General features: G+C 63.3%; 23 protein-coding genes. 10 read left to right on the top strand and 13 right to left on the bottom strand.

The features are described from left to right. The first annotated feature begins 44 nt into the window (after positions 1 to 44). Entirely contained in the window at positions 45 to 662 is a 618-nt protein-coding gene (gene engB / locus QYL91_RS05565) for a GTP-binding protein EngB (protein ID WP_302082390.1), read from the top strand. Between the two features lie 287 nt (positions 663 to 949). Here the strand turns inward: engB and yciH are convergent, their stop codons facing one another. Continuing rightward, the gene (gene yciH / locus QYL91_RS05560; protein WP_302082389.1) at positions 950 to 1,243 is read right to left on the bottom strand and encodes a stress response translation initiation inhibitor YciH; all 294 of its coding nucleotides are present in this window, start codon (positions 1,241 to 1,243) and stop codon (positions 950 to 952) included. Between the two features lie 261 nt (positions 1,244 to 1,504). Then, the gene (locus QYL91_RS05555) at positions 1,505 to 1,813 is read right to left on the bottom strand and encodes a DUF7573 domain-containing protein (protein ID WP_302082388.1); all 309 of its coding nucleotides are present in this window, start codon (positions 1,811 to 1,813) and stop codon (positions 1,505 to 1,507) included. A 103-nt stretch (positions 1,814 to 1,916) separates the two neighbouring features. On the opposite strand from QYL91_RS05555, the gene QYL91_RS05550 reads away from it, so the two are divergent. Further along, positions 1,917 to 2,129, top strand: a complete 213-nt coding sequence (locus QYL91_RS05550) for a DUF8024 family protein (protein WP_302082387.1) — start codon at positions 1,917 to 1,919, stop codon at positions 2,127 to 2,129. On the opposite strand, the gene QYL91_RS05545 is transcribed toward QYL91_RS05550, so the two are convergent. The 3 genes from QYL91_RS05545 to QYL91_RS05535 are packed head-to-tail and all read right to left on the bottom strand — an operon-like array spanning position 2,086 to position 4,350. Beyond that, complete coding sequence (locus QYL91_RS05545; RefSeq protein WP_302082386.1) at positions 2,086 to 3,063, bottom strand: 5,10-methylenetetrahydromethanopterin reductase; 978 nt, start codon at positions 3,061 to 3,063, stop codon at positions 2,086 to 2,088. The genes QYL91_RS05550 and QYL91_RS05545 overlap by 44 nt on opposite strands. Then, complete coding sequence (locus QYL91_RS05540) at positions 3,060 to 3,812, bottom strand: coenzyme F420-0:L-glutamate ligase (RefSeq protein WP_302082385.1); 753 nt, start codon at positions 3,810 to 3,812, stop codon at positions 3,060 to 3,062. The genes QYL91_RS05545 and QYL91_RS05540 overlap by 4 nt, the downstream gene beginning before the upstream one ends. 46 nt (positions 3,813 to 3,858) lie before the next feature. Beyond that, a complete protein-coding gene (locus QYL91_RS05535; RefSeq protein WP_302082384.1) occupies positions 3,859 to 4,350 on the bottom strand; it encodes a metallophosphoesterase family protein in 492 nt (163 codons plus the stop codon). Between the two features lie 86 nt (positions 4,351 to 4,436). Between QYL91_RS05535 and QYL91_RS05530 the strand changes: the two genes are divergently transcribed. From QYL91_RS05530 to QYL91_RS05510, 5 genes are all read left to right on the top strand, one after another. After that, positions 4,437 to 5,693 (top strand): eIF2B alpha/beta/delta subunit family protein, encoded by a 1,257-nt coding sequence (locus QYL91_RS05530; RefSeq protein WP_302082383.1) that lies wholly within the window; start codon positions 4,437 to 4,439, stop codon positions 5,691 to 5,693. Between the two features lie 33 nt (positions 5,694 to 5,726). Continuing rightward, positions 5,727 to 6,083: a DUF8147 domain-containing protein gene (locus tag QYL91_RS05525; protein WP_302082382.1), complete on the top strand. Its 357-nt coding sequence runs from the start codon at positions 5,727 to 5,729 to the stop codon at positions 6,081 to 6,083. A gap of 97 nt (positions 6,084 to 6,180) precedes the next feature. Continuing rightward, positions 6,181 to 6,378: a CopZ family metallochaperone gene (locus QYL91_RS05520; protein ID WP_302082381.1), complete on the top strand. Its 198-nt coding sequence runs from the start codon at positions 6,181 to 6,183 to the stop codon at positions 6,376 to 6,378. Between the two features lie 313 nt (positions 6,379 to 6,691). After that, positions 6,692 to 8,110 carry a sulfatase-like hydrolase/transferase gene (locus QYL91_RS05515; RefSeq protein ID WP_302082380.1) on the top strand — a complete coding sequence of 473 codons (1,419 nt, stop codon included), beginning with the start codon at positions 6,692 to 6,694 and terminating at the stop codon, positions 8,108 to 8,110. Further along, a complete protein-coding gene (locus QYL91_RS05510) occupies positions 8,111 to 8,542 on the top strand; it encodes a GtrA family protein (protein WP_302082379.1) in 432 nt (143 codons plus the stop codon). Positions 8,543 to 8,932: 390 nt separating this feature from the next. On the opposite strand, the gene QYL91_RS05505 is transcribed toward QYL91_RS05510, so the two are convergent. Then, positions 8,933 to 9,349: a helix-turn-helix domain-containing protein gene (locus tag QYL91_RS05505; RefSeq protein ID WP_302082378.1), complete on the bottom strand. Its 417-nt coding sequence runs from the start codon at positions 9,347 to 9,349 to the stop codon at positions 8,933 to 8,935. Between the two features lie 159 nt (positions 9,350 to 9,508). Here QYL91_RS05505 and QYL91_RS05500 point away from each other — a divergent pair, with 159 nt between their 5' ends. From QYL91_RS05500 to QYL91_RS05490, 3 genes are all read left to right on the top strand, one after another. After that, complete coding sequence (locus QYL91_RS05500) at positions 9,509 to 10,672, top strand: acyl-CoA dehydrogenase family protein (RefSeq protein WP_302082377.1); 1,164 nt, start codon at positions 9,509 to 9,511, stop codon at positions 10,670 to 10,672. Between the two features lie 229 nt (positions 10,673 to 10,901). Further along, positions 10,902 to 11,513, top strand: coding sequence for a rod-determining factor RdfA (gene rdfA, locus QYL91_RS05495; RefSeq protein ID WP_302082376.1), 612 nt, complete (start codon positions 10,902 to 10,904; stop codon positions 11,511 to 11,513). 65 nt (positions 11,514 to 11,578) lie between these two features. Further along, complete coding sequence (locus QYL91_RS05490) at positions 11,579 to 13,531, top strand: archaea-specific SMC-related protein (RefSeq protein WP_302082375.1); 1,953 nt, start codon at positions 11,579 to 11,581, stop codon at positions 13,529 to 13,531. A gap of 431 nt (positions 13,532 to 13,962) precedes the next feature. Here the strand turns inward: QYL91_RS05490 and QYL91_RS05485 are convergent, their stop codons facing one another. From QYL91_RS05485 to QYL91_RS05455, 7 genes are all read right to left on the bottom strand, one after another. Continuing rightward, positions 13,963 to 14,319 carry a rhodanese-like domain-containing protein gene (locus tag QYL91_RS05485; RefSeq protein ID WP_302082374.1) on the bottom strand — a complete coding sequence of 119 codons (357 nt, stop codon included), beginning with the start codon at positions 14,317 to 14,319 and terminating at the stop codon, positions 13,963 to 13,965. 55 nt (positions 14,320 to 14,374) lie between these two features. Next, positions 14,375 to 14,965, bottom strand: a complete 591-nt coding sequence (locus tag QYL91_RS05480; RefSeq protein WP_302082373.1) for an NUDIX hydrolase — start codon at positions 14,963 to 14,965, stop codon at positions 14,375 to 14,377. Next, positions 14,962 to 15,396 carry a hypothetical protein gene (locus tag QYL91_RS05475; protein WP_302082372.1) on the bottom strand — a complete coding sequence of 145 codons (435 nt, stop codon included), beginning with the start codon at positions 15,394 to 15,396 and terminating at the stop codon, positions 14,962 to 14,964. The genes QYL91_RS05480 and QYL91_RS05475 overlap by 4 nt, the downstream gene beginning before the upstream one ends. Further along, complete coding sequence (locus tag QYL91_RS05470; protein WP_302082371.1) at positions 15,396 to 15,809, bottom strand: DUF5809 family protein; 414 nt, start codon at positions 15,807 to 15,809, stop codon at positions 15,396 to 15,398. Before QYL91_RS05470 ends, QYL91_RS05475 begins: the two co-directional genes overlap by 1 nt. A gap of 24 nt (positions 15,810 to 15,833) precedes the next feature. Beyond that, positions 15,834 to 16,271 (bottom strand): DUF5810 domain-containing protein, encoded by a 438-nt coding sequence (locus QYL91_RS05465; protein ID WP_302082370.1) that lies wholly within the window; start codon positions 16,269 to 16,271, stop codon positions 15,834 to 15,836. Positions 16,272 to 16,302: 31 nt separating this feature from the next. After that, a complete protein-coding gene (gene rimI, locus QYL91_RS05460) occupies positions 16,303 to 16,767 on the bottom strand; it encodes a ribosomal protein S18-alanine N-acetyltransferase (protein WP_302082369.1) in 465 nt (154 codons plus the stop codon). Between the two features lie 304 nt (positions 16,768 to 17,071). Further along, entirely contained in the window at positions 17,072 to 19,693 is a 2,622-nt protein-coding gene (locus tag QYL91_RS05455) for a valine--tRNA ligase (protein ID WP_302082368.1), read from the bottom strand. Positions 19,694 to 19,761: the final 68 nt, after the last annotated feature.

Below are 19,761 nucleotides of genomic sequence, written 5' to 3'. Positions count from 1 at the left end.
AGCCAAACCGCGGAGGTTTTCGCCGTCGGCGGTCAATCCGGTGTATGTTCGACACACGACCGGACCGAGGGAGCGAGGTCGTCCTCCTGGGGCGGTCAAACGTCGGCAAGTCCACGCTGATGCGGGAGTTGACCGGCCACACCTTCGACACCGGCCAGCGCCCCGGCGTGACTCGCCAGCCCAACCACTACGACTGGACCGGCCCCGACTTCGTCCTCACTGACCTCCCCGGCTTTGGCTTCATGAAAGGCGTCCCCGAGGAAGCCCGCGAGCAAATCAAGACCGACGTGGTGCAGTACGTCGAGGCCCACGCCGACGAGATTCTCGCCGGCGTGCTCGTCCTCGATGGGAAAGCCGCCGTCGACATCATCGACCGCCACTCCGGGCCCGACGAGATCCCACACGACGTCGAACTGTTTCACTTCCTCAGAGACGTGGGGATTCCACCCGTCGTGGCCGTCAACAAGATGGACAAAGTCGACGACGAAGACGAGCGCCTCGATGCAATCTGTGACCGCCTCGGCCTCGTCCCACCGTGGAAACAGTGGCAAGACACCATCGCACCCATCAGCGCCAAACGAGGGAACATCTCGGCGCTTACCGAGGCCGTTCGACACCACCTCCACGAGGCAGAGCGGGACGACCTGTTTCAGTTCTTCTAAGACTACTTTTTTCGGCTACGGGTATCGCACGCGAGCCTTCGGCTCGCGGCGCACCGCTTGCCGAAAAAACATAGTGAAAAAGCCGCTCGCGCTCGGTAAAGCGCTCACGGGCACTTTGCGCCCGTTCGCACTTCCGAGGCGCTCACGTTGCTCGCGCCTCGCACCGCTCGCAGGTGCTATCGGAGCCTCTACCGCGACCTCACCCCACAGCAACAAAGCTTTGCGACACGATTGAGTCACAGAGTCAGAGCTACGTTGCTGCTATCTCGACAGAACAGACCAGGTCGTCAGGCGACGTTGAAGCCCTTGTCCCGGAGGAAGTCCTCGACGCGGCCAGTGTGGTTCCCCTGGAGTTCGATCTGTCCGTCGCCGACAGTGCCGCCACAGGCGAACTTGGATTTCAAGTCGGACGACAGACTATCCATGTCGACATCGCTTGGGTCGAACCCCTCGATGATGGTCACCTCTTTCCCGTAGCGACGCTCGTCGATGCGGACAGTGATTTCCTGAGAGTCTTTGGCGACGTCCTCACAAACGCAAAGCTCCTCTGGTAGTCCGCACGTCGAGCAGACCTCAGACATGGTCCCTCGCAAGTCGTCGCTGGTCACTTGGCAAGCTGTAGCCGAGGACTTGTGGTGTACTCGCCTTGGATAGCGAGCAGACTTCCGACATTACAGTTCGCCGTACGAAATCAACCTATTAAACACTGTCGGGACCCCAGGCCGCGAGCCCCCGCTACGCCCGGCGCAGACGGGCACGCGAGTCGAATATCCCACCGGATTCTGGCCCAGTCTCGGTCAGTGCCAGCGAGGGACGACAGAGAGACGCAAAGACAGAGAGAACTACCACTCTTTGCACGCGGCACAGACCAGCCCAGTCTGTGATTCCCAGCCCCGCTCGGTCGAGTCACCACACTCGGTGCAGACGACACCGTCGGCGTCCCATCTCGAGGTCGTCTGTGCCGGTTCGACAGCGTCGCCGTCTTCCGGTGGCTCGTCGTCTGCACGTTCTACATCCGAATCTGCTGTGTCGGCCTCGTTCGTCGCGTCCGCTGTGTCTGTGGCGTCTGTAGCCGACGCGTCCCCGTCGGCTGTGGCACGCTCCTCGCTGTCGTCCTCGGAGAGAAAGTCGTCGAGCGAGGTCTCGTCCATACCACAGCGAGCGGGCGCACGACCCTTAGCGATGTCGGAGCGGCGCCACTGGAATGTCGACTGTATAGAAGCACACAAGTACCACGGGGCAAAACACCCGGATATGTTCATCAGAGAGTTGTTCCAGAGCATTCTGGACATGCCTGGCAAGTTCGTCGACGTGGCGATGCACGACCCACTCGGTGCACTCATGCTCGTCTTCGGCAGCGCCTTCGTCGTCCTGTCTGTGGGCTATTTCACGCTGCTGACGCTTGGCTCTATCGCTGACCTGTTCACGCCAGAGCCCGGCGGACAGCCTCGCCAGCCAGGTCAATAGCGGTCTCTAAGTCCGGCCCCAGCGGCGACCCGATGACGACGCTGTCGGCCGCGTCCATCACTGCTTTTACCCTCGACTCGACTGTTTCAGGTGTGCCAGCGATACAGAATGCATCTATCATCGCTGGCGTGACCAGTCCAAACGCCTCGTTGAACTCCCCGCTAGCGATTGCCTCGCCGATGTCACTGGCCCGCTCGTGGTCGAGGTCGTGGCGGTCAAGAACCGGCGGCGGCGCGCTCCCGGCGATGAAGGCGACCGGTGGACGTGCGGCCTCGCGTGCGTCGTCGGCGTCCTCGGCGACGCTGACGCTTGCGTAGGCGGCAAAGTCGAACTCACCCCGGTGGTCGGGACGGGCATCGAGTCCCTCCGCGACCCGGTCGCTGGCCCACTCGATGTCGCGGGGATGCGAGCCGTTAAAGAGGACGCCGTCGGCGTACTTGGCGGCCATCCGGGTCATGTCCGGGCCCTGCGCGCCGACGTAGACCGGAAGCCGGCGGGCGTCGTAGTTCAGGCCGGCGTCGTCGGCACGGAAGGTGCCGTCGTGGTCGACGCGCTCGCCGTCCCAGAGACGACGCGCGACCTGCATTGTCTCGAGGACGCGTCGGAGCGGGCGCTCGTCGTCGTAGCCGAGATTCGAGAGCGTCGAGCGGTCACCGGCGCCGACGCCGAAGACGCCCCGACCGTCAGCGAGTTCGTCGAGCGTCGCCGCCCGTGACGCCAGTGTCACGGGGTGGGTCTCGTAGGGGTTCGTGATACCCGGGCCGAGGCGTACCTCGTCGGTGGCGCGGGCGATGTCCGCGAGCGCGACGAACTCGTCGCGGTTGTTGTAGTGATGACTAGCAAAGACCGTATCGAAGCCCGCCTCTTCGGCCCGGACCGCAAGCGCCGAGAGTTCCGAGACGGGGTGTTCGGGGGTGAGTTCGAGTCCAATCATGCTGTGTCCTCCCAGGCGGTGAGCGCGCGCCGGACGATGTCGTCTTCCGGTTTGCGAAACAGGTCGTCGCTGCCCTCGTGGGCGCCAAACTCCCAGTCACGGACGACGGCGACGGGAGTGCCACCGTCGCCCTCACCGGTGACGAGGTTCGCAGCGGCGGCGAGTTCGTCCACGACGGCCTGAACCGTCGCGGTGAGTTCCTTGCCCTCCCGGTCGTGTTCGCCGCGCCAGTCGCGGGCGGCAGGGAGGCCGGCCCAGCCGAGGGCGACGCCGCGCTGTCCGTAGCGGAACGGCCGGCCGGAGGTGTCGGTGACGACGACGCGGGCGTCCAGTCGGTCATGGAGCGCCTGTGCACTCGCTCCCGGGTCCTCCGGCAACAGGAGCAGGTCGGCGTCGGGGATGTTCGAGCGGTCGATGCCCGCGTTGACGGTGATGTGACCGAACGGCGTCACCGCGAGCATGATGGGGAAGTCGATGAGCAGTTCCTCGCTGGCGTCGATGACCGCCTGCGCAAAGCGTGGGTCTTTCTCCTCGTCGGCGGCGGCACCGACCCGCTCGGCGATCGAGCGGGCACGCTCGCCGGCCTCGTAGTCGTCGAGGTCGGCCTGCCGACCCTCCGCCTTCGAGACGATGGTACTGGCGACACAGACCACGTCGTCCGGGCGGAGGTCGACCTGCTCGTCAACGAGTGCGGCCACGTCGTCACCCGGCTGCACCTCCGGCAGTCCCTCGACGGCGAACACGTCCATACCCGTGCTGGGCAGTGCGGGAGTAAAAGCGGCCCGGAACCGGAGCCTACGCCTCGTGGACCGCGACGTCGATGGTCCCCTCCGCCACGGTTGCCGTCATCATCGTCGCCCGAATGGCCGGTTGCGCGCCGGTCGCGCTGCCGGGGTTCAGCAGACGCACGCCGTCGTGAGTCGTGTCGAGTACCTCGTGGGTGTGCCCGGAGACGCCGACTGCGGTGTCCGTCTCGGCGTACTCGCCGACGGTGGTGGCGACCCGTCGTTCGTACCCGCGAGACGAGCCAGTGCCGTGCGTGACGATGAACTCGACGCCGCCGAGTTCGGTGGTTGCGACAGCCGAAAGGCCGATTCGCGGGTCCATGTTCCCGGCGACTGCAGTGAGTTGTGGGGCCAGCGCGTCGATGTCTGCGAACGCGCCCTTCGAGTCGAAGTCACCGGCGTGGATGACGTGGTCTGCCTGTTCGATGCGCTCGCGGAACGTGTCAGGAACCTGCTGTGCGCGGGAGGGGATGTGCGTATCCGAGATGAGTGCAACGTCCATACTCACCCTGGACGTGCCGACTACTAATGAGCCACGTTACCACGAAACCCATGGGTTGATAACCGGCGCGTGTCAATCCAGCGCGCATGGAAGAGCGGGCGGTCGTCACCTGTTTTCTGCGCCACGAGGGGGCCATCCTGCTCTGTCGGCGCAGCGAAACCGTCGGTTCCTACACGGGTTTGTGGGGTGCAGTCGCCGGCCACGCCGAGGGCGACCCCGAGGCGGCCGCCCGCCAAGAGATTCGAGAGGAGACGGGCATGGACCCCGAGGCGGACGTGACCCTCGTGCGCCGTGGGGACCCGTTCCACGTCGAGGACGAACAGGCCGGGATTCGCTGGCTCGTCCATCCGTTTCTCTTCGACGCCGCCCACCGTGACGTGACACCAAACTGGGAGACCAGCGCCTACGAGTGGGTCGCCCCGACTGCAATCGTCCACCGCGAGACGGTCCCCGACCTCTGGACGTCCTACGACAGGGTGCGGCCGACCGTCGAGACGGTGGCGACCGACCGCGAGCACGGGGCGGCGTACATCTCCGTGCGCGCACTCGAAGTGCTCCGGGACGAGGCCGCGATCACAGCACGGGCGGGCGACGACTGCGAGCGGGTGGCCGAGACGGCCAGGGCGCTGCTCGACGCTCGCCCTTCAATGTCGGTCGTCCGCAATCGCGTCAACCGCGTGATGGACGCCGTGCGAGCGGAAGTTACCGCGCGGCCGGTCGAACACGTCGCGGCGACGGCCATCGAGCGGGCGGTCAGCGCCGACCGGCGTGCGGCAGAGCGGGCCGTCGACCACGTCACCGGCCGCCGCGTCGCCACGCTGTCCCGGTCGGGCACTGTCCACCAGGCGCTACAGTACGCCGACCCCGAGGCGGTGCTGGTCGCCGAGTCCCGTCCGGGGCGAGAGGGTGTCGCTGTCGCCGAATCGCTGGCAGACGAGACCGACGTGACACTGACCACCGACGCGGGCTTTGTCCACGCACTCGCAACCTGGGACGCCGACGTGTTGCTCGTCGGTGCAGACACCGTCCTCGCGGACGGCCGCGTGGTCAACAAGGTCGGAACCCGCGCCGCCGCGATTTGCAGTTCCTTCGAAGGTATCGAGGTGTTCGTGACGACAGCGGTAGACAAACTCTCCCCGGACGGCGAGATAGACCTCGAACCACGCGAGTCCGATGCAGTGTACGACGGCGACAGACCAGTGACGGTCCTGAATCGCACCTTCGACGTGACGCCGCCGGACTGTATCGACGGCGTGGTGACCGAACGTGGGCTACTCGACCAGGAGGCGGTCGCACGCGCCGTCGAACGACACCGTGAGTACGCCAGCTGGTATTCCGGGTGAGGCTATTTATCGCCGGCAAGCAAACGAGCAGGTATGAACGCCCGGCACGCACTCACGGCACTCGGGGCTGGTCTCACGACGGTGCTACTCGTCACCGTGCTCGTCATCGAACTCCTCGCGTTCGAGTTCTCCGCGCTCGTGGGCCTCCCTGTCGGTATTCTCGCTGGCCTCGCGATTCTCACAGCCGTTGCGGTGGCGTACGAGGACTTCGACAGGCTGGAACGACGCACGATGAGTGCGTTCGCAGCGTTCGGGCTCACTGTCGTCGGGTTGGCGGCACTGAATTACGTGAACCTCGCCGGAGACGGCCTTTCGGGAACCATCGTCGCCGCTGTGGGACTGACGGTGAGTGTCCTCACCTTCCTTGGACTGTGGGCGCAAGAACGGTAATCAGAGTTACACAGCGGGAGCCATCCCCCAGCGGCCGTGTCTGACGGTCACAGTCGAATCAGAAATGAACATAACCGGCGAGCCCGTACGGTCGACAATGTCTCAGACACTCACTGTCGAGGGAATGAGTTGTGAACACTGCGAGCAGAGCGTCGAAGAAGCACTCGGGGGCGTCGCCGGTGTCGAACACGTCACCGTCGACCGCGAAAACGAACAGGCGACTGTCGAGGGAGAGGCCGACACGGAGGCACTCGTCGCAGCCGTCGAAGACGCCGGCTACACCGCATCGGCCTGAACTGGTGTCGCCAGCATCGTATCGCCTTTCGAATAGGACTGGAGTCCGCCAGTCGACCAGTCCCTGACACAATCGAGACAAACCGGCCAACTGTCGGTTTCTGTCCGTATATTTTCATCACCTGGGCATCTAGAACACCGAAACAATAAAGCCGATAACTACCTGTCAGTGACCACAGTGGTGTTTCTCCCGACTGGAGGTTCTCACAGGGCACGGACAGACACGCTCCGGTGTCGCGTCAGTTTCTCGCCCGCACACCCAGAGCAACGCCCGCCCCCAGTCCCGAGAGCGGACACCGAGAGTGTCATCGCCCATGGATAGTGCCGACATCTCGAATGTCGTTCTCGTCACGGTCGACTCGTTGCGAGCGGACGCGATTGAGACCGACAAGCGACACACGCCAGTGATGGACTCACTCGCCGAGCGCGGGACCGTCTTCGAGCGCGCCTTTGCGACCGGGAACTGGACGCCGTTCTCGTTCCCAGCGATTCTTGCGTCTCAGCCGGTGTTTGCCGAGACGGGACGCATCGGCGTCGACGAGTCGACGACACTCGCGACGACACTCGCAGAAGCCGGCGTCTCGACGGGCGGTTTCAACGCTGCAAACGGATTTCTCACCTCACACTGGGGCTACGACGACGGCTTCGACGAGTTCGAGCCGTTCGTCGCGAGCGTCGGGTCGAGCATCTACAGCCGGTATCTCGCGACCCATCCGACGGTCGAAGCGTGGCTCCAACTGGCGATGTCGCCCGCCCGGCGACTCGGGTCGTGGCTCCGCGGGGAGACCGACGACCGACCGTTTCTCGATACGTCCCGGATGTTCGACGTCGAACACGCCGCGACGGAGTTTATCGAGGAGACTGATTCGCCGTTTTTCCTGTGGGTCCACTACATGGACACGCACACACCGTACGTCCCAGCGCCGCGATACATCCGCGAGGTGTCCTCGACCCTGCTGGGCACCCACCGAATGCTACACGCCCACACGCGAACGGGGCTGGGGCTGGAGGTCGGCGAGCGAACGCTTGCGGACCTGCGAACGCTCTACCAGGCGGCGACCCGACAGATCGACGCCAGTATCGGTCGGCTGCTGGAGACCCTCTCGGCAAGCGGTGTCGAGGACGAGACTGCCGTCGTCCTGGCCAGCGACCACGGCGAAGAGTTCCAGGAACACGGCCACCTCGCCCACTACCCGAAACTGTACGACGAGTTGATTCGGGTGCCACTCGTCGTCGACGTCCCCGGTACGGAGGGGCGCCGCGTCGAACAGCAGGTCGGTCTCGACGCCATCCCGCCGACCGTGGCCGGTTTCATGGGTGTCGATGCTCCTCCGGAGTGGGAGGGTGACTCGCTGGCGGCGAGTGTCGTCGACGGCGTTTCGCCGGCCGACGAGCCGGTGGTGTCGGTCACCGTTCGCGGCGAGGAGGTGACGGCACAGCCGATTCCCCGGGCGCTGTCTGGCGGCGACCTGCTCGTGAGCGTCCGGGACCGCGGCTGGACGTACATCGAGAACGTCGACGACGGCTCGACGGAGCTGTACGACCGGCCGTCGGACCCGACACAGCAGGACAACCTGGCCAAAGACCCGGCGGCGACACACCAGCAAGTTATCGACAGGTTCAGTGCGGTCGTCGGCGAACACGCGAGCATGCTCCGTGACCGGGCCGAACAGGATATCGAGGCTGTCGACGACGACCTCGGGGCGCGTCTGGAGGCACTCGGCTATCGATAGATGTTCCAGTCGCTGCGCGCTTTCCTCCGGCAGCTCGCGGACGGCCCGATAGCGCCGCAGTTGCGCCGGTTCGTCGCTGTCGGAATCGTCGCCGCGGGCGCACAGATGGTGTTGCTGTGGCTGCTCGTCGACAGGGCTCGCCTCAACTACCTCGTCGGTGCGGTACTCGCAATCGAAGCGACGATTGTCCTCTCGTATATCCTGAACAACGCCTGGACCTTCCGGGGCTCTCGGAAAACCGGAGTCAGAAGCTATCTGTTCGGCTTGCTCAAGACGAACGTCGTTCGCGGAACGGCAATCCCGATACAGCTCGCTATCCTCTTTGTACTCGTCGAGTGGCAAGGCGTTCCGTACCTGCTCGCAAACGCAGCCGCAATTCTCATCAGCGGTATCTATCGGTACGTACTCGACGCACGGTGGACGTGGAAGTGACCGACGAGACACGTCGCGAGTGTCCGTGTCCAGCGATGCGCGACACTTTTGCGACTGGGTACCCGACGGGACAGTGGTGGCGATGACGAGACGTTACCCCCGCTCAGCCCCTTGTGATGAGAACTCAAACTGAGCCACCACACCGTTCGAACGACCCCTCCGAAACTCGGTTGCTCCCAGACCACGCCGGCAATTGACACAGTGATAGCTCCCGGCTACCGGGTTGTAGGACGAGAGTGTTTATAAAAGTAGTTATAACTCAAAGGACTGAAGAGTTGTAACAGTTCGAGATACAACGGATAGAACAGGCGGTGGAACACAGACTCAGGCGTCCACCAGTAGAGGAAGACCGGATGAGGGCGACCGTGGAGTCGGGCGCGTGTCGATAGGTCACAGGAGATGGTCGAAGTAGTGGCGGATATGGCCTGCTGAGTAGGATACGTCGAAGGCCTCTTCGAGGTACTGCTTGGCGAGTTCGGGAGTCCACTCATCGGCGTCGTAGCCGGCGTCCTGCGGTGGATTCCGGAGTGTCTCCTCGAAGGCAACACGGTCATCGTCGTCGAGTTTAGTCGGCCGACCCGGTCGAGCCTGGTCTTCGATTGCATCTTCGAGCGACCGCTCCTCGAAGCGGTCGAGCCAGTAGTACAGCGTCGACGGGGGAATATCGTATCGGTCGCTCAACGTCGTAACCGAAACGCCGTCAAGATACGCGAGCACAACCATCAGCCGCTTTGCTGCCTTCGCACTCTCGACTGTATCCAGCCTGTCACGGAGCCTTGCCGCCGAGATGCCCTCGAGTTTCCCCATACTGGAAGACCCGCATACACGCATAAAATTCTAACTACTACTCTCAAAGTTTGAATTTTACTACAATGATTTCTATCCAATATATCGAGCGCCAGTCTGCGGTCCCGAAGACAGCACCGGCGGGAAAAAGTCTATTGGCAATCACGGAGAGTGTGTCCTATGTTGGATTATTTCGACGTAGACCGGAACCTGTCCCAGGAAGAGCGGCTCATCCGGGACACGGCACGCGAGTTCGTACAGGATAGTGTCCAGCCAGACATCGCCGACCACTGGCAGGACGGGACGTTTCCGAGAGAACTCATCACGGAGATGGGCGAACTCGACTTTTATGCCCCGAACCTGGACGGGTACGGACTGCCGAACGTAAGCGAGACGGCGTACGGCCTGTTGATGCAGGAACTGGAGGCGTGTGACTCTGGCGTGCGCTCGATGGCCAGCGTTCAGGGGGCGCTCGTGATGTATCCGATTCATGCCTACGGGTCCAAAGAGCAAAAGGAGACGTGGCTCCCCAGACTGGCCGCCGGGGAGGCGGTGGGTTGTTTCGGGCTGACCGAGCCCGAACACGGGTCGAATCCGAGCGGGATGGCGACGAGCGCCGAGCGCGACGGCGACGGGTACGTCCTCGACGGAACGAAGACCTGGATTACCAACGCGCCGATTGCAGACGTCGCGCTCGTCTGGGCGCGCGACCGGTCGGACCCGGACACACCGGTCCGTGGCTTCCTCGTCGAAACCGACCGCGACGAGATAGCGACCGAGAAGATAGACGGAAAACTGTCGCTCCGTGCCTCTATCACCGGTGAGATACAGCTGGACGGCGTGTGGGTACCCGAGGCGAACGTCCTGCCGGACATCGAGGGGATGGGCGGGCCGCTGTCCTGTCTCACCCAGGCGCGCTACGGTATCGTCTGGGGTGCCGTCGGGGCCGCAAAGGACTGTTTCGAGACGGCCCTGCAATATGCGGGTGACTGCGAGCAGTTCGGCGGCCCCATCGCCCGCTTTCAGCTCCAGCAGGACAAACTCGCGGAGATGGCCACACAGATTACCCTGGCCGAGCTGATGGCCCACCAGCTGGGCGAGCTAAAAGAGACGGGAGAGATGCGTCCCGAACAGGTGTCGATGGCAAAGCGCAACAACGTCCGCATGGCGCGCGACCAGTCGCGTATCGCCCGCGAAATACTCGGCGGCAACGGTATCACGGCCGATTACTCGCCGATGCGACACATGGCCAACATGGAGACAGTCTACACGTACGAGGGGACCCACGACATCCACACGCTCATCGTCGGCCACGACTTGACCGGCATCCCCGCGTTCCAGTGAGAACAGCACGTTCCATGACAGCCATTACAGCCATACTCGTGTGATGCTATCCGGAGAAGTCGCCACGGTCACCGACACACCAGCCGTAGTTACCCACGCCAATTTCCCTCGTGGAAATGTTCAGTTTATAAATCGTCTCGAGACGCATCCGGGGCATCCGTCGGGGCGTGCCCTCGCTGGTCGTGTGAGTCACAATGTGTAAGTAGCATTTCGACCAACAGACGGACAGATGGCCAACGAAACCGACGTGCAGACGAGATACAAGGTCGGGCGGGTACTCTCGGAGCACGACCTCATGGACCTCCACGAGGCGCTGCCAGAGCGGTGGCTGGGTGAGTCGGGCGAGGCAGAGAGTCTCCGCGCGCTGGCAGAGCGGATAAACGTCGCAGTGTTGCGGCAGGCGATGGAGGAAGCCGGGATGGACCCGCTCGATGGGGAAGCAGAGAACGCGTATCGGCTCGTCACCGACGACGACGTGAGCGTCGGGGTCCGGACACAACAGCGCAACCGCCTGGAGCGTGCCGGGGTCGATGTCGACCAGTGTGAGGACGAGTTCGTGACCCACCAGGCGGTGTACACCTACCTCACGAAGGCACTCGGCGTGAGCAAAGACGACCGCGACGAGACCGACCCGCTCGAAAAACACGAAGAGCGCATCCAGCGGCTCCGGAGCAGAACGGCCGCAGTCATGGAAAACTCGCTGACGGAACTGCAAAACGACGAGACGATCACCCTGGGGTCGTTCGACACCACCGTCGACCTCCGCGTGTACTGCCAGGACTGTGAGACACAGTACGAACTGTCGAGTCTGCTCGCGCGTGGTGGCTGTACGTGTGAGTGAGTCGGCTTCGCCAAGTGTCAACAGATTCCGATGGTTTTTATGGTGGTGGGGCGCCGGGAACAGGTATGGAATCGAAAGAGCGACCGCAAAACCAAGTCCGTTTAGAGGCCGAGAACATCGGCGGCATCGAGCGGACGACAGTGGCGTTCGACCCGGGCGTGACGATTCTGACCGGGCGCAACGCCACGAACAGGACCTCGCTCCTGCAGACGATTATGGCTGCGCTGGGGAGCGAACACGTCTCACTCAAAGGTGACGCAGAGGAAGGACACGTCAGTCTCCAGATTGGGGACACCGAGTACACCCGGGACCTCGAACGCCGCGCCGACACGGTCGCGCTCGGCGGCGACCCGTATCTCGACGACCCCGAGCTTGCAGACCTCTTTGCGTTTCTCCTCGAATCGAACGAGGCCCGGCGAACGGTCGCGCTCGGTGGTGACCTCCGTGACATCATCATGAAGCCGGTCGACGCCGACGAAATCAAAGCCGAAATCAGACGGCTTCAAAACGAGCGCGACGACATCGAGGCCAAAATCGAAGAGCGGGAGTCACTCAGAAACCGGCTCCCGAACCTGGAGTCACAGCTCGTCGACCTCGACGATGAAATCGAGCAGACCCGCGCCGAACTCGAGACGGCACAGACAGAACTCGACGAGCGCTCGGCCGACGCCGAGGAGGCCCGCGCCGAGCAGTCCGAACTCGAAACGAAGATGGAGACGCTCCAGCAGACCCGCTCGGAGCTTGACACCACCGAGTTCCGTCTCGACAGCGAACGCGAGAGCCTCGAATCACTCGAAAAAGAGCAGGCAGACCTCGAACGACAGCAGGCGGAACTCGACGAAGAAGAGGACGACGGCAATCTCGACGAAATCAAAGCCGAGATCAACAGCCTTCGCGACCGAAAACAGCGCCTCGAACGGGAACTGGGCAAGCTCCAGAACGTCATCCAGTTCAACGAGGAGATGCTGGGGGGGACCAGCCGTGACGTCGCCGCGGCGCTCCGGGGCGACGACACCGACGGCTCGCTGACGGACCAGCTCGTCGACGATTCGGAGTCGATCGTCTGCTGGACGTGTGGCACCGAGGTCGACCAGGAGAAAATCGAGGAGACCATCGAGCGACTGCAGGACCTCCGGACGGAGAAGTACAACCAGCAAAGTGACATCGATTCCGAACTCGCAGAACTCAAAGACAAGCGGTCCGCCATCGAATCCGCCCGGCAGGAGCGCCGAGAAGTCGAGCGCCGGCTCAACGAAGTCGAACGGGAAATCGAAGAGCGAACGGAGAAAGTCGACACGCTGGAGACGAAACGTGAGGAACTGGTCGAGCAAATCGACGACCTCGAAGCGGCAGTCGAAGCCCTCGAGGAGCAGGACCGCTCGGAGGTACTCGAAGCCCACCGCGAGGTCAACGAACTGGAACTGCAACTCGACAGGCTGGAAGACGAACGCGAGAGCGTCGCGTCGGAGATCGAAGAGATAGAGGAGCAACTCGAGGAGACGGAGACGCTCGAACAGCGAAAGGAGGACATCACCGACCAGCTGGCGGACCTCCGGACTCGAATCGACCGCATCGAGGAGCAGGCCGTCGAAGCGTTCAACGACCACATGGAGACCGTCCTCGACATCCTGAACTACGCAAACATCGACCGCATCTGGGTCGAACGCGCCGAAAGCGAAGTCCGGGAGGGTCGCCGGAAGGTCACGAAAACCGAGTTTCGCCTACACATCGTCCGAACCACCGACGACGGCGTCGCCTACGAAGACGACTTCGAGCACCTCAGCGAGAGCGAACGGGAGGTGACGGGACTCATCTTCGCTTTGGCGGGCTATCTCGCACACGAAGTCTACGAGGACGTCCCGTTTATCCTGCTTGACTCCCTGGAGGCGATTGACTCCGAACGCATCGCCAAACTCGTCGACTATATGCAGGCGTACGCCGACTACCTCGTCGTCGCCCTGCTCGAGGAAGACGCCGCCGCACTGGACGACGACTACGAACGCGTCACCGAAATCTAACTTCGGTCCGTCCGGACGATTCCACTTCTGGCTCCCATTGGCGCCGGTCGAAGTGAGGTTATTTTGATGGAAGTATTTGTAATTTAGCGGGAGAGAAAGGGCCGCTCAGATACAGCCGAGCTTTCGGGACGGTTTCTGTATTCCGCCGTTGTCGGACGAAGACGCGCACTTTCGAGTGGAGTTCGAGCCATACCAACGAAGGTTAGACGACATTGTATATTTCTGTGTTTTAGCACATTATAATTTTGTATTCGAGCTAGTATTATGAGTTTTCTTTATGAGTAGAGCATATTGACAGCTATTTTTGATTTTGTCTGCGTGTGTTGGATTGAATACGGGAACTCGGTTAATTACAACTAATTTTATGTCTTTGAGGCCGCGTATCGACTCCCTACGCTCAGGAGTACGATTGGAAAGAGAAGCGAGCGGGTCTAAAACGGGGCTTCTGGACCTTCGTCGGCAGGGGCGTCGGCTGTCTCGGTGTCGAGTGGGCCGTCCCACGACGTCAATCCGCCGTGGAGGCTGTCGACGCGGCCGTCGAACCCGTCGTAGGACGCGATGAGGCGCGCGGCCTTGACGCTGGCCTGGCCGTGCGGGCAGACGGTGACGACGTGGTCAGCATCGGCAATCTCGTCGACGCGCTGTGTCAGCTGGGACAGTGGGACGTTCACGCTCTCGGGGATGTGGCCTTGCTGGAACGCGGGCGGGTTTCGGATGTCCACGACCAGCGGGTCGTCGTCACTGTCGAGTTCGGTTTCGAGCCGGTCGGGCTCGATTTCGCCATCCATGGCCAGCACTGAGAGATACAGAGACAAATCGGTGACGTTTGGGTCCGAGCGTTGCTCAGAGCAGGCCCTCGACCTGCGCGAGGAGGACCCCTTCGATGGTGGCGTCGTTTGCCGGCTGGCGGCGTGCGACCGCCAGTGCCTCCTCGACCGGGACAGTCTGGACCTCCAGAAATTCGTTGCTGTCACGGTCGACATCGACCGGTTCCAGTCCCTCCGCGAAGACGATGCCTCGCCGGTGGCGCATCGCGCCGGTGGCGACCCAGAAATCCTCCAGCAGGGAGATAGCGGCGGGGTCGAACCCAGTCTCCTCGCGGAGTTCCCGCGCGCCCGCCTCGGTAAAGGACTCGCCGTCCTCGACGATGCCCGCGGGGAGTTCGAGGTGGCGCTCGCGGATGGCCGGGCGATACTGCTCGACCATCACGAGTTCGTCGCCGTGTCGGGCGACGATGACCACGGCCGGGGCCAGGTCCGCCCAGTAGTACTTTTTCGTGGTGCCATCTGGCTGTTCGACCTCGTCGTATCCGCCGTCGTACCAGCCGGTCTCGTACTCGACGGCGCTGTCGAGGACCGGCCAGTCGTGGTCGGCGAACGTCTCGTTTTCGGCTGCTGTGTCGGTCGTCGCGTCGGGTGAGTTCTCGTCGGTCATTGGTCGTCCTGTGTGATGGTGAGTAGATAGACGGTCCGGCCGTCGTGGACGTAGACCCCCTCGTCGGTCACGGCCGAGGCGTTCTGGCGGGAGAGTGCTTCACGCTCGTCGAACACGGAGTGTGTAAACGACTCCTTGAATCCGATTGGGCCCTTCCAGTAGGGGTCGGACTGCCCCGAGGCGTTCGACGCGGCGTTGTCGAGTGCCGTCGTCGTGAAGGGGTAGCGCTGCTCGGAGAGGTCGCTTACGTTCACCGCCGTCTGGTTCGTTCCGTCGAGTCGCTCGTCGGTCCCGTTCCAGGCACCCTGTGGCTCGACGGTCAGGTAGTAGGGGTCGCCACTCTTGAGCAGGCCCGGGAGCGCACCGAGCGCGAGCAAGGCGACGAGGACAGCGAGGATGACCAGGATGGCGTTGCGCGTGCGGGTACGCATCAGACGACCTCCCGGTAGATGCGGCCAAAGGCCTGTCGCCGGAGGGTGTCGACCGCTGCCCGGCGCTTCTCGTTGTAAGTCGCGGCGACCACTTCGTCAGCGAAGGGCGCGACGTGCCAGACGACGTTGTCGACGTTGTCGCTGCCTTCGACCGTGAGCGCACAGTCGGTCGAGTCGCGCCACTCGTCGAACTCCTCGCGGGTGCCGACACGGACTTCGAGCATGGACGCAAAGAGCGCGTCACGCGCCGTCTCGACGACCGCACTGGAGACGCGGTCGTCGTATTCGGCAGCGTCGAACTCCATCGCGCGCGTCACTTCCTTGACGACGGTCTGTGCGGACGGGCCGAGTGCGTCGTAGCGCTCGCGAGCCGCGCTGGCCGTCTCGGGTGCAAACAGCCCCTCGGTTTCCATACGTATCGGTTGGGCTGGCGGCCTCTATTCGCTTTCGGAGTCGTCCTCGTCGGCGCGCTGTTCGTGGCGCTTGCGGGTCAGTTCCCGCGCCTCGGCCAGCACGTCTTCGGGGTTGTCGAGGTCCTCGTCGGCCAGTTCCTCTCTGGCGTCGGCCAGCATCGCATCCGAGAGTCCCTGAGTCGCGTGCCCGCTGTCGTGTCCGCCGGCGTGTCCGTGGTCGTGTTCGTGGTCGTGTGGCTGGTCGGTGGTGTCCTCGAAAACCTGCGGGTAGTCGGTCTCGTCGGCGTCAACTGTCAGGTGCTCGCCGAGCGTCTCCTCGTCCATCGACTCCCAGTCGGGGACGTGCTCGTCCAGCCACTCCTCGTGGTCGCCGCCCCGGACGAGTGCGGTGAAGGCGAGATGGTTGGCCAGGTGTATCGTGTCGGCCTGCGGGTCCTCACAGACGGGACAGACGTAGCCCATACCCGACGGGTGGGCGCGCGCGGAGAAATGGCTACTGGTCGCACACGAGCACGAGCGCGTCCTCGCCGTCGCTGTAGTAGCGCGGGACCGTCCGCCGGTGAACGAACCCGTACTCCCGGTAGAGCCGTTGTGCTACCGTATTCGACTCCCGGACTTCCAGTTTGACCGACGAGACACCGCGGGCAGCGAGCACGCCGAGTGCCCGTTCGAGCAGCGTCGAGCCGATACCCTCCCCACGGACGGGCTCCCGGACCGCGATGTCTTTGATATGGCCGAGCGGGCGGCCGTGATTGGGCACCGAGTCCGCGACGACGTACCCGAGGACAGTCCCGTCGTCGGCGACGAGAAATCCCGGTTCGTCGAGATACCGCTCGAAGGCGTCGAACGGCCACGGCTGTGGAAACGAGGCCTGCTCGATGCGGTGGACCGCAAGCAGGTCGGCACGCTCGGCCTGCCGAACCTGCACTCCCCCACCGGGCGAGGCGACGGTTGTCACGCGTTCACCTACTGCCCGCGGGCACAAATGGCTACTGCCCGGTGTCCCTGACTGGTCTGACCCAACGCCGGAGTGACCACCCGTCTGCAAATCCCACGAGATGAGAGATGATTGCCGAACGGGATAACCACAAATTTCTTAATAATATGGTTCGAACCCGTGAATGCACCCATTTGGGTGCCACCCCACCCCCACCCCCACCCACCTACACTCTTTCCGCTTTTGCTACTCAAGACGGGTCTCGACGTATAGCCGGTGCTGTCTAATCTCTCGCCACGAAACGGTAGTCAAGGGGGCCGCGCAGTCAGGGATAGAGCAGGACGGTCCCGAACGCCTCGTCGAGGACGACGACTTCCTCGCCGCCTTCCGCGCGGTGTTCTGACTCGATGTCGACAGCGTCGCCGGGCACGACGGCGACTTCGTCTCCGAGTTCGACCTCGATTTCGCCGTCGAGGTCCTTCTGGCGCTGTATCTCCTCAGGTTCCATCGATTCGAGTGCGCCGACGACCTGGCCGGCCTGGTCGCGGAACTCCGGCCCGATGACCGAGTGGTCAGGGTCCACGTCGACGGGGACGAGTTCGACGTTTGGCTGGCCTGCCCGGACGTGAACGGGAGCGTTGACTGCCTCCGAGAGGTCGTAGGTGTCGACGGCGGCCTCGGGCATCTCGTCGGGGTACACTTCGACTTTCGAGAGGTCGGCGTTCAGTGCCATCCCCTCGTCGGACTTCCAGCCACGCACCGTCGAGGCGGTGTCGGCGATGAGTTGCCCGACGAGTTCGCTCTCCTCGTTGGCCATGTCGATGTCGGGCCACTCGGCGACGTGAATCGACCCCTCGGTGCTCGGCAGTGCGTCCCAGGCCTCCTCAGCCAGGAACGGTGCAAACGGCGCAAGCATCCGCAGGGAAGCCGACAGCGCCGTAAAGAGCGCCTCTCTGGCGGCATCGCGCTCGCCGGGGCGGCCCTCGTAGAGCCGTCCCTTGATGAGTTCCAGGTAGTCGTCGGCGAGGTCGTGCCAGACGAACTCCCGGAGTTCGCGCAGCGCCGCATCGAAGCGGTACGCGTCCATATGCTCGGCCACGTTGTCTGCGACCGTCGAACACCGCGAGAGAATCCAGCGGTCGGCGTCCCGATAAGCCGGGTCCGACGGCGGGTCGCGGTCCGCCTCCAAGTGCTGGCCCGCAAAGCGGGTGATGTTCCACACCTTCGTCTGGAAGCGCGAGGCGGAGGTGACCTCCTTCCACTGGAACTGGATGTCGCTCCCGGGCTGGCCGCCAAGCGCCATCGCCTGCCGGAAGGCGTCGGCGGAGTGTTCCTCGACGACTTCCTCGGGCTGGACGAAGTTCCCACGGGACTTTGACATCTTGTTGCCGTCGTCGCCGAAGACCATCCCGTTGACGAGAATCTCCTCCCACGGAATCTCGTCTTCGAGCGCGGCGGTCCGGAGGATAGTGTAGAACGCCCACGTCCGAATGATGTCGTGGCCCTGCGGTCGCAGCGCCGTCGGCTCGAAACTCTCGTCGGGCCAGCCGCGGACGTACAGCGGTGTAATCGAAGAATCCATCCACGTGTCCATCACGTCCGTCTCGCCGGTCCAGTCGTCGCTGCCACAGTCGGGACAGTCGATACCGGGGTCTTCCTCGGTCGGTTTGACCGGCAGGGCGTCCTCGTGGGCGACGTGAGTGTGGCCACAGTCGTTGCAGAACCACGCGGGAATCGGCGTCGCGAAGACGCGCTGGCGGGAGACCACCCAGTCCCACTCCATCCCCTCGGTCCACTCTTCGAGGCGGTCGTACATGTGCTCGGGAATCCAGTCGACCTCCTGGGCGGACTCCAGAATCTCGTCCTGGCGAACCTCGATGAACCACTGCTCTTTCGAGAGAATCTCGATGGGCGTGTCACACCGCCAGCACTGCCCGACGTTCTGGGTGGTCGGTTCGGACTTGTTCAAATAGCCCTCCGAATGTAGGTCCTCGACGATTTCCTCCTTTGCCTCGTCGATGGAGAGCCCAGCATAGTCGCCGGCCTCCTCGGTCAGGTGGCCGTCCTCGGTGAAGACCTGGCGCAGGTCGAGGTCGTAGCTCATCCACCAGTCGACGTCCTGTTTGTCCCCGAACGTACAGATCATCACCGCGCCGGTCCCGAAGTCGCCGTCGACCTCTTCGTCCGAGATGAGTTCGACTTCCTGACCGAACAGGGGCACCTCGAAGGTGTCGCCGATGCGGTCTTCGTAGCGCTCGTCGTCGGGGTCGACGGCCATCGAGACACACGCAGAGAGCAGTTCCGGGCGCGTCGTCGCAATCTCGATGTCGTCGTTGTCGATACCGTCGAAGGTAATGTAGTAGAGCGTCCCCTCGACGCCTTCCTCGGTCTCGACTTCCGCGTCGGCGATAGCAGTCTCACACCGGGGACACCAGTTGACGGGGTGTTCGTCCTGATAGACGTAGTCGTTGTCTGCCATCTGGACGAACGAGCGCTGGGTCTGACTCCAGTAGGAGTCGTCCATCGTCTTGAACTCGTGGTCCCAGTCCTGGGAGAAACCGAGCGTGTGCATCGTCTCGCGCATCGCATCGATCTGGTCTTCGGTGTGGTCGATGCACATCTCCCGGAACTCCTCGCGGGGCACGTCCGTGCGGTGGATGTCGTTGTTCTCTTCGACTTTGACTTCGGTGGGGAGGCCGTGACAGTCCCACCCCTGCGGGAAGAGCACGTCCTCGCCCTGGAGGCGGTGATAGCGGGCGGCAAAGTCCATGTAACACCAGCCCAGGGCGTTCCCGATGTGGAGGTTGCCCGTCGGGTACGGCGGCGGCGTGTCGACGACGTAGTCGGGTTTCGTTCCGTTGTAGCTGTAGACGTCCATCTCCTGCCACGCCTCGCGCCACTTCTGTTCTGCCCTGTCCGGGTCGTACGAGTCTGGTATCTCACTCATGGTTCACTCTCGACTGTGGTCGGTCGGTAATCCGTGGGAAAACGACGGCGACCGGTCTCACGCTGGTA

Source organism: Salinibaculum rarum, from assembly GCF_030505615.1.
Taxonomy (GTDB): Archaea; Halobacteriota; Halobacteria; order Halobacteriales; family Haloarculaceae; genus Salinibaculum; species Salinibaculum rarum.
The sequence above is the reverse complement of the archived record's forward strand: the minus strand, read 5'-3'. Positions and strand labels throughout refer to the sequence as shown.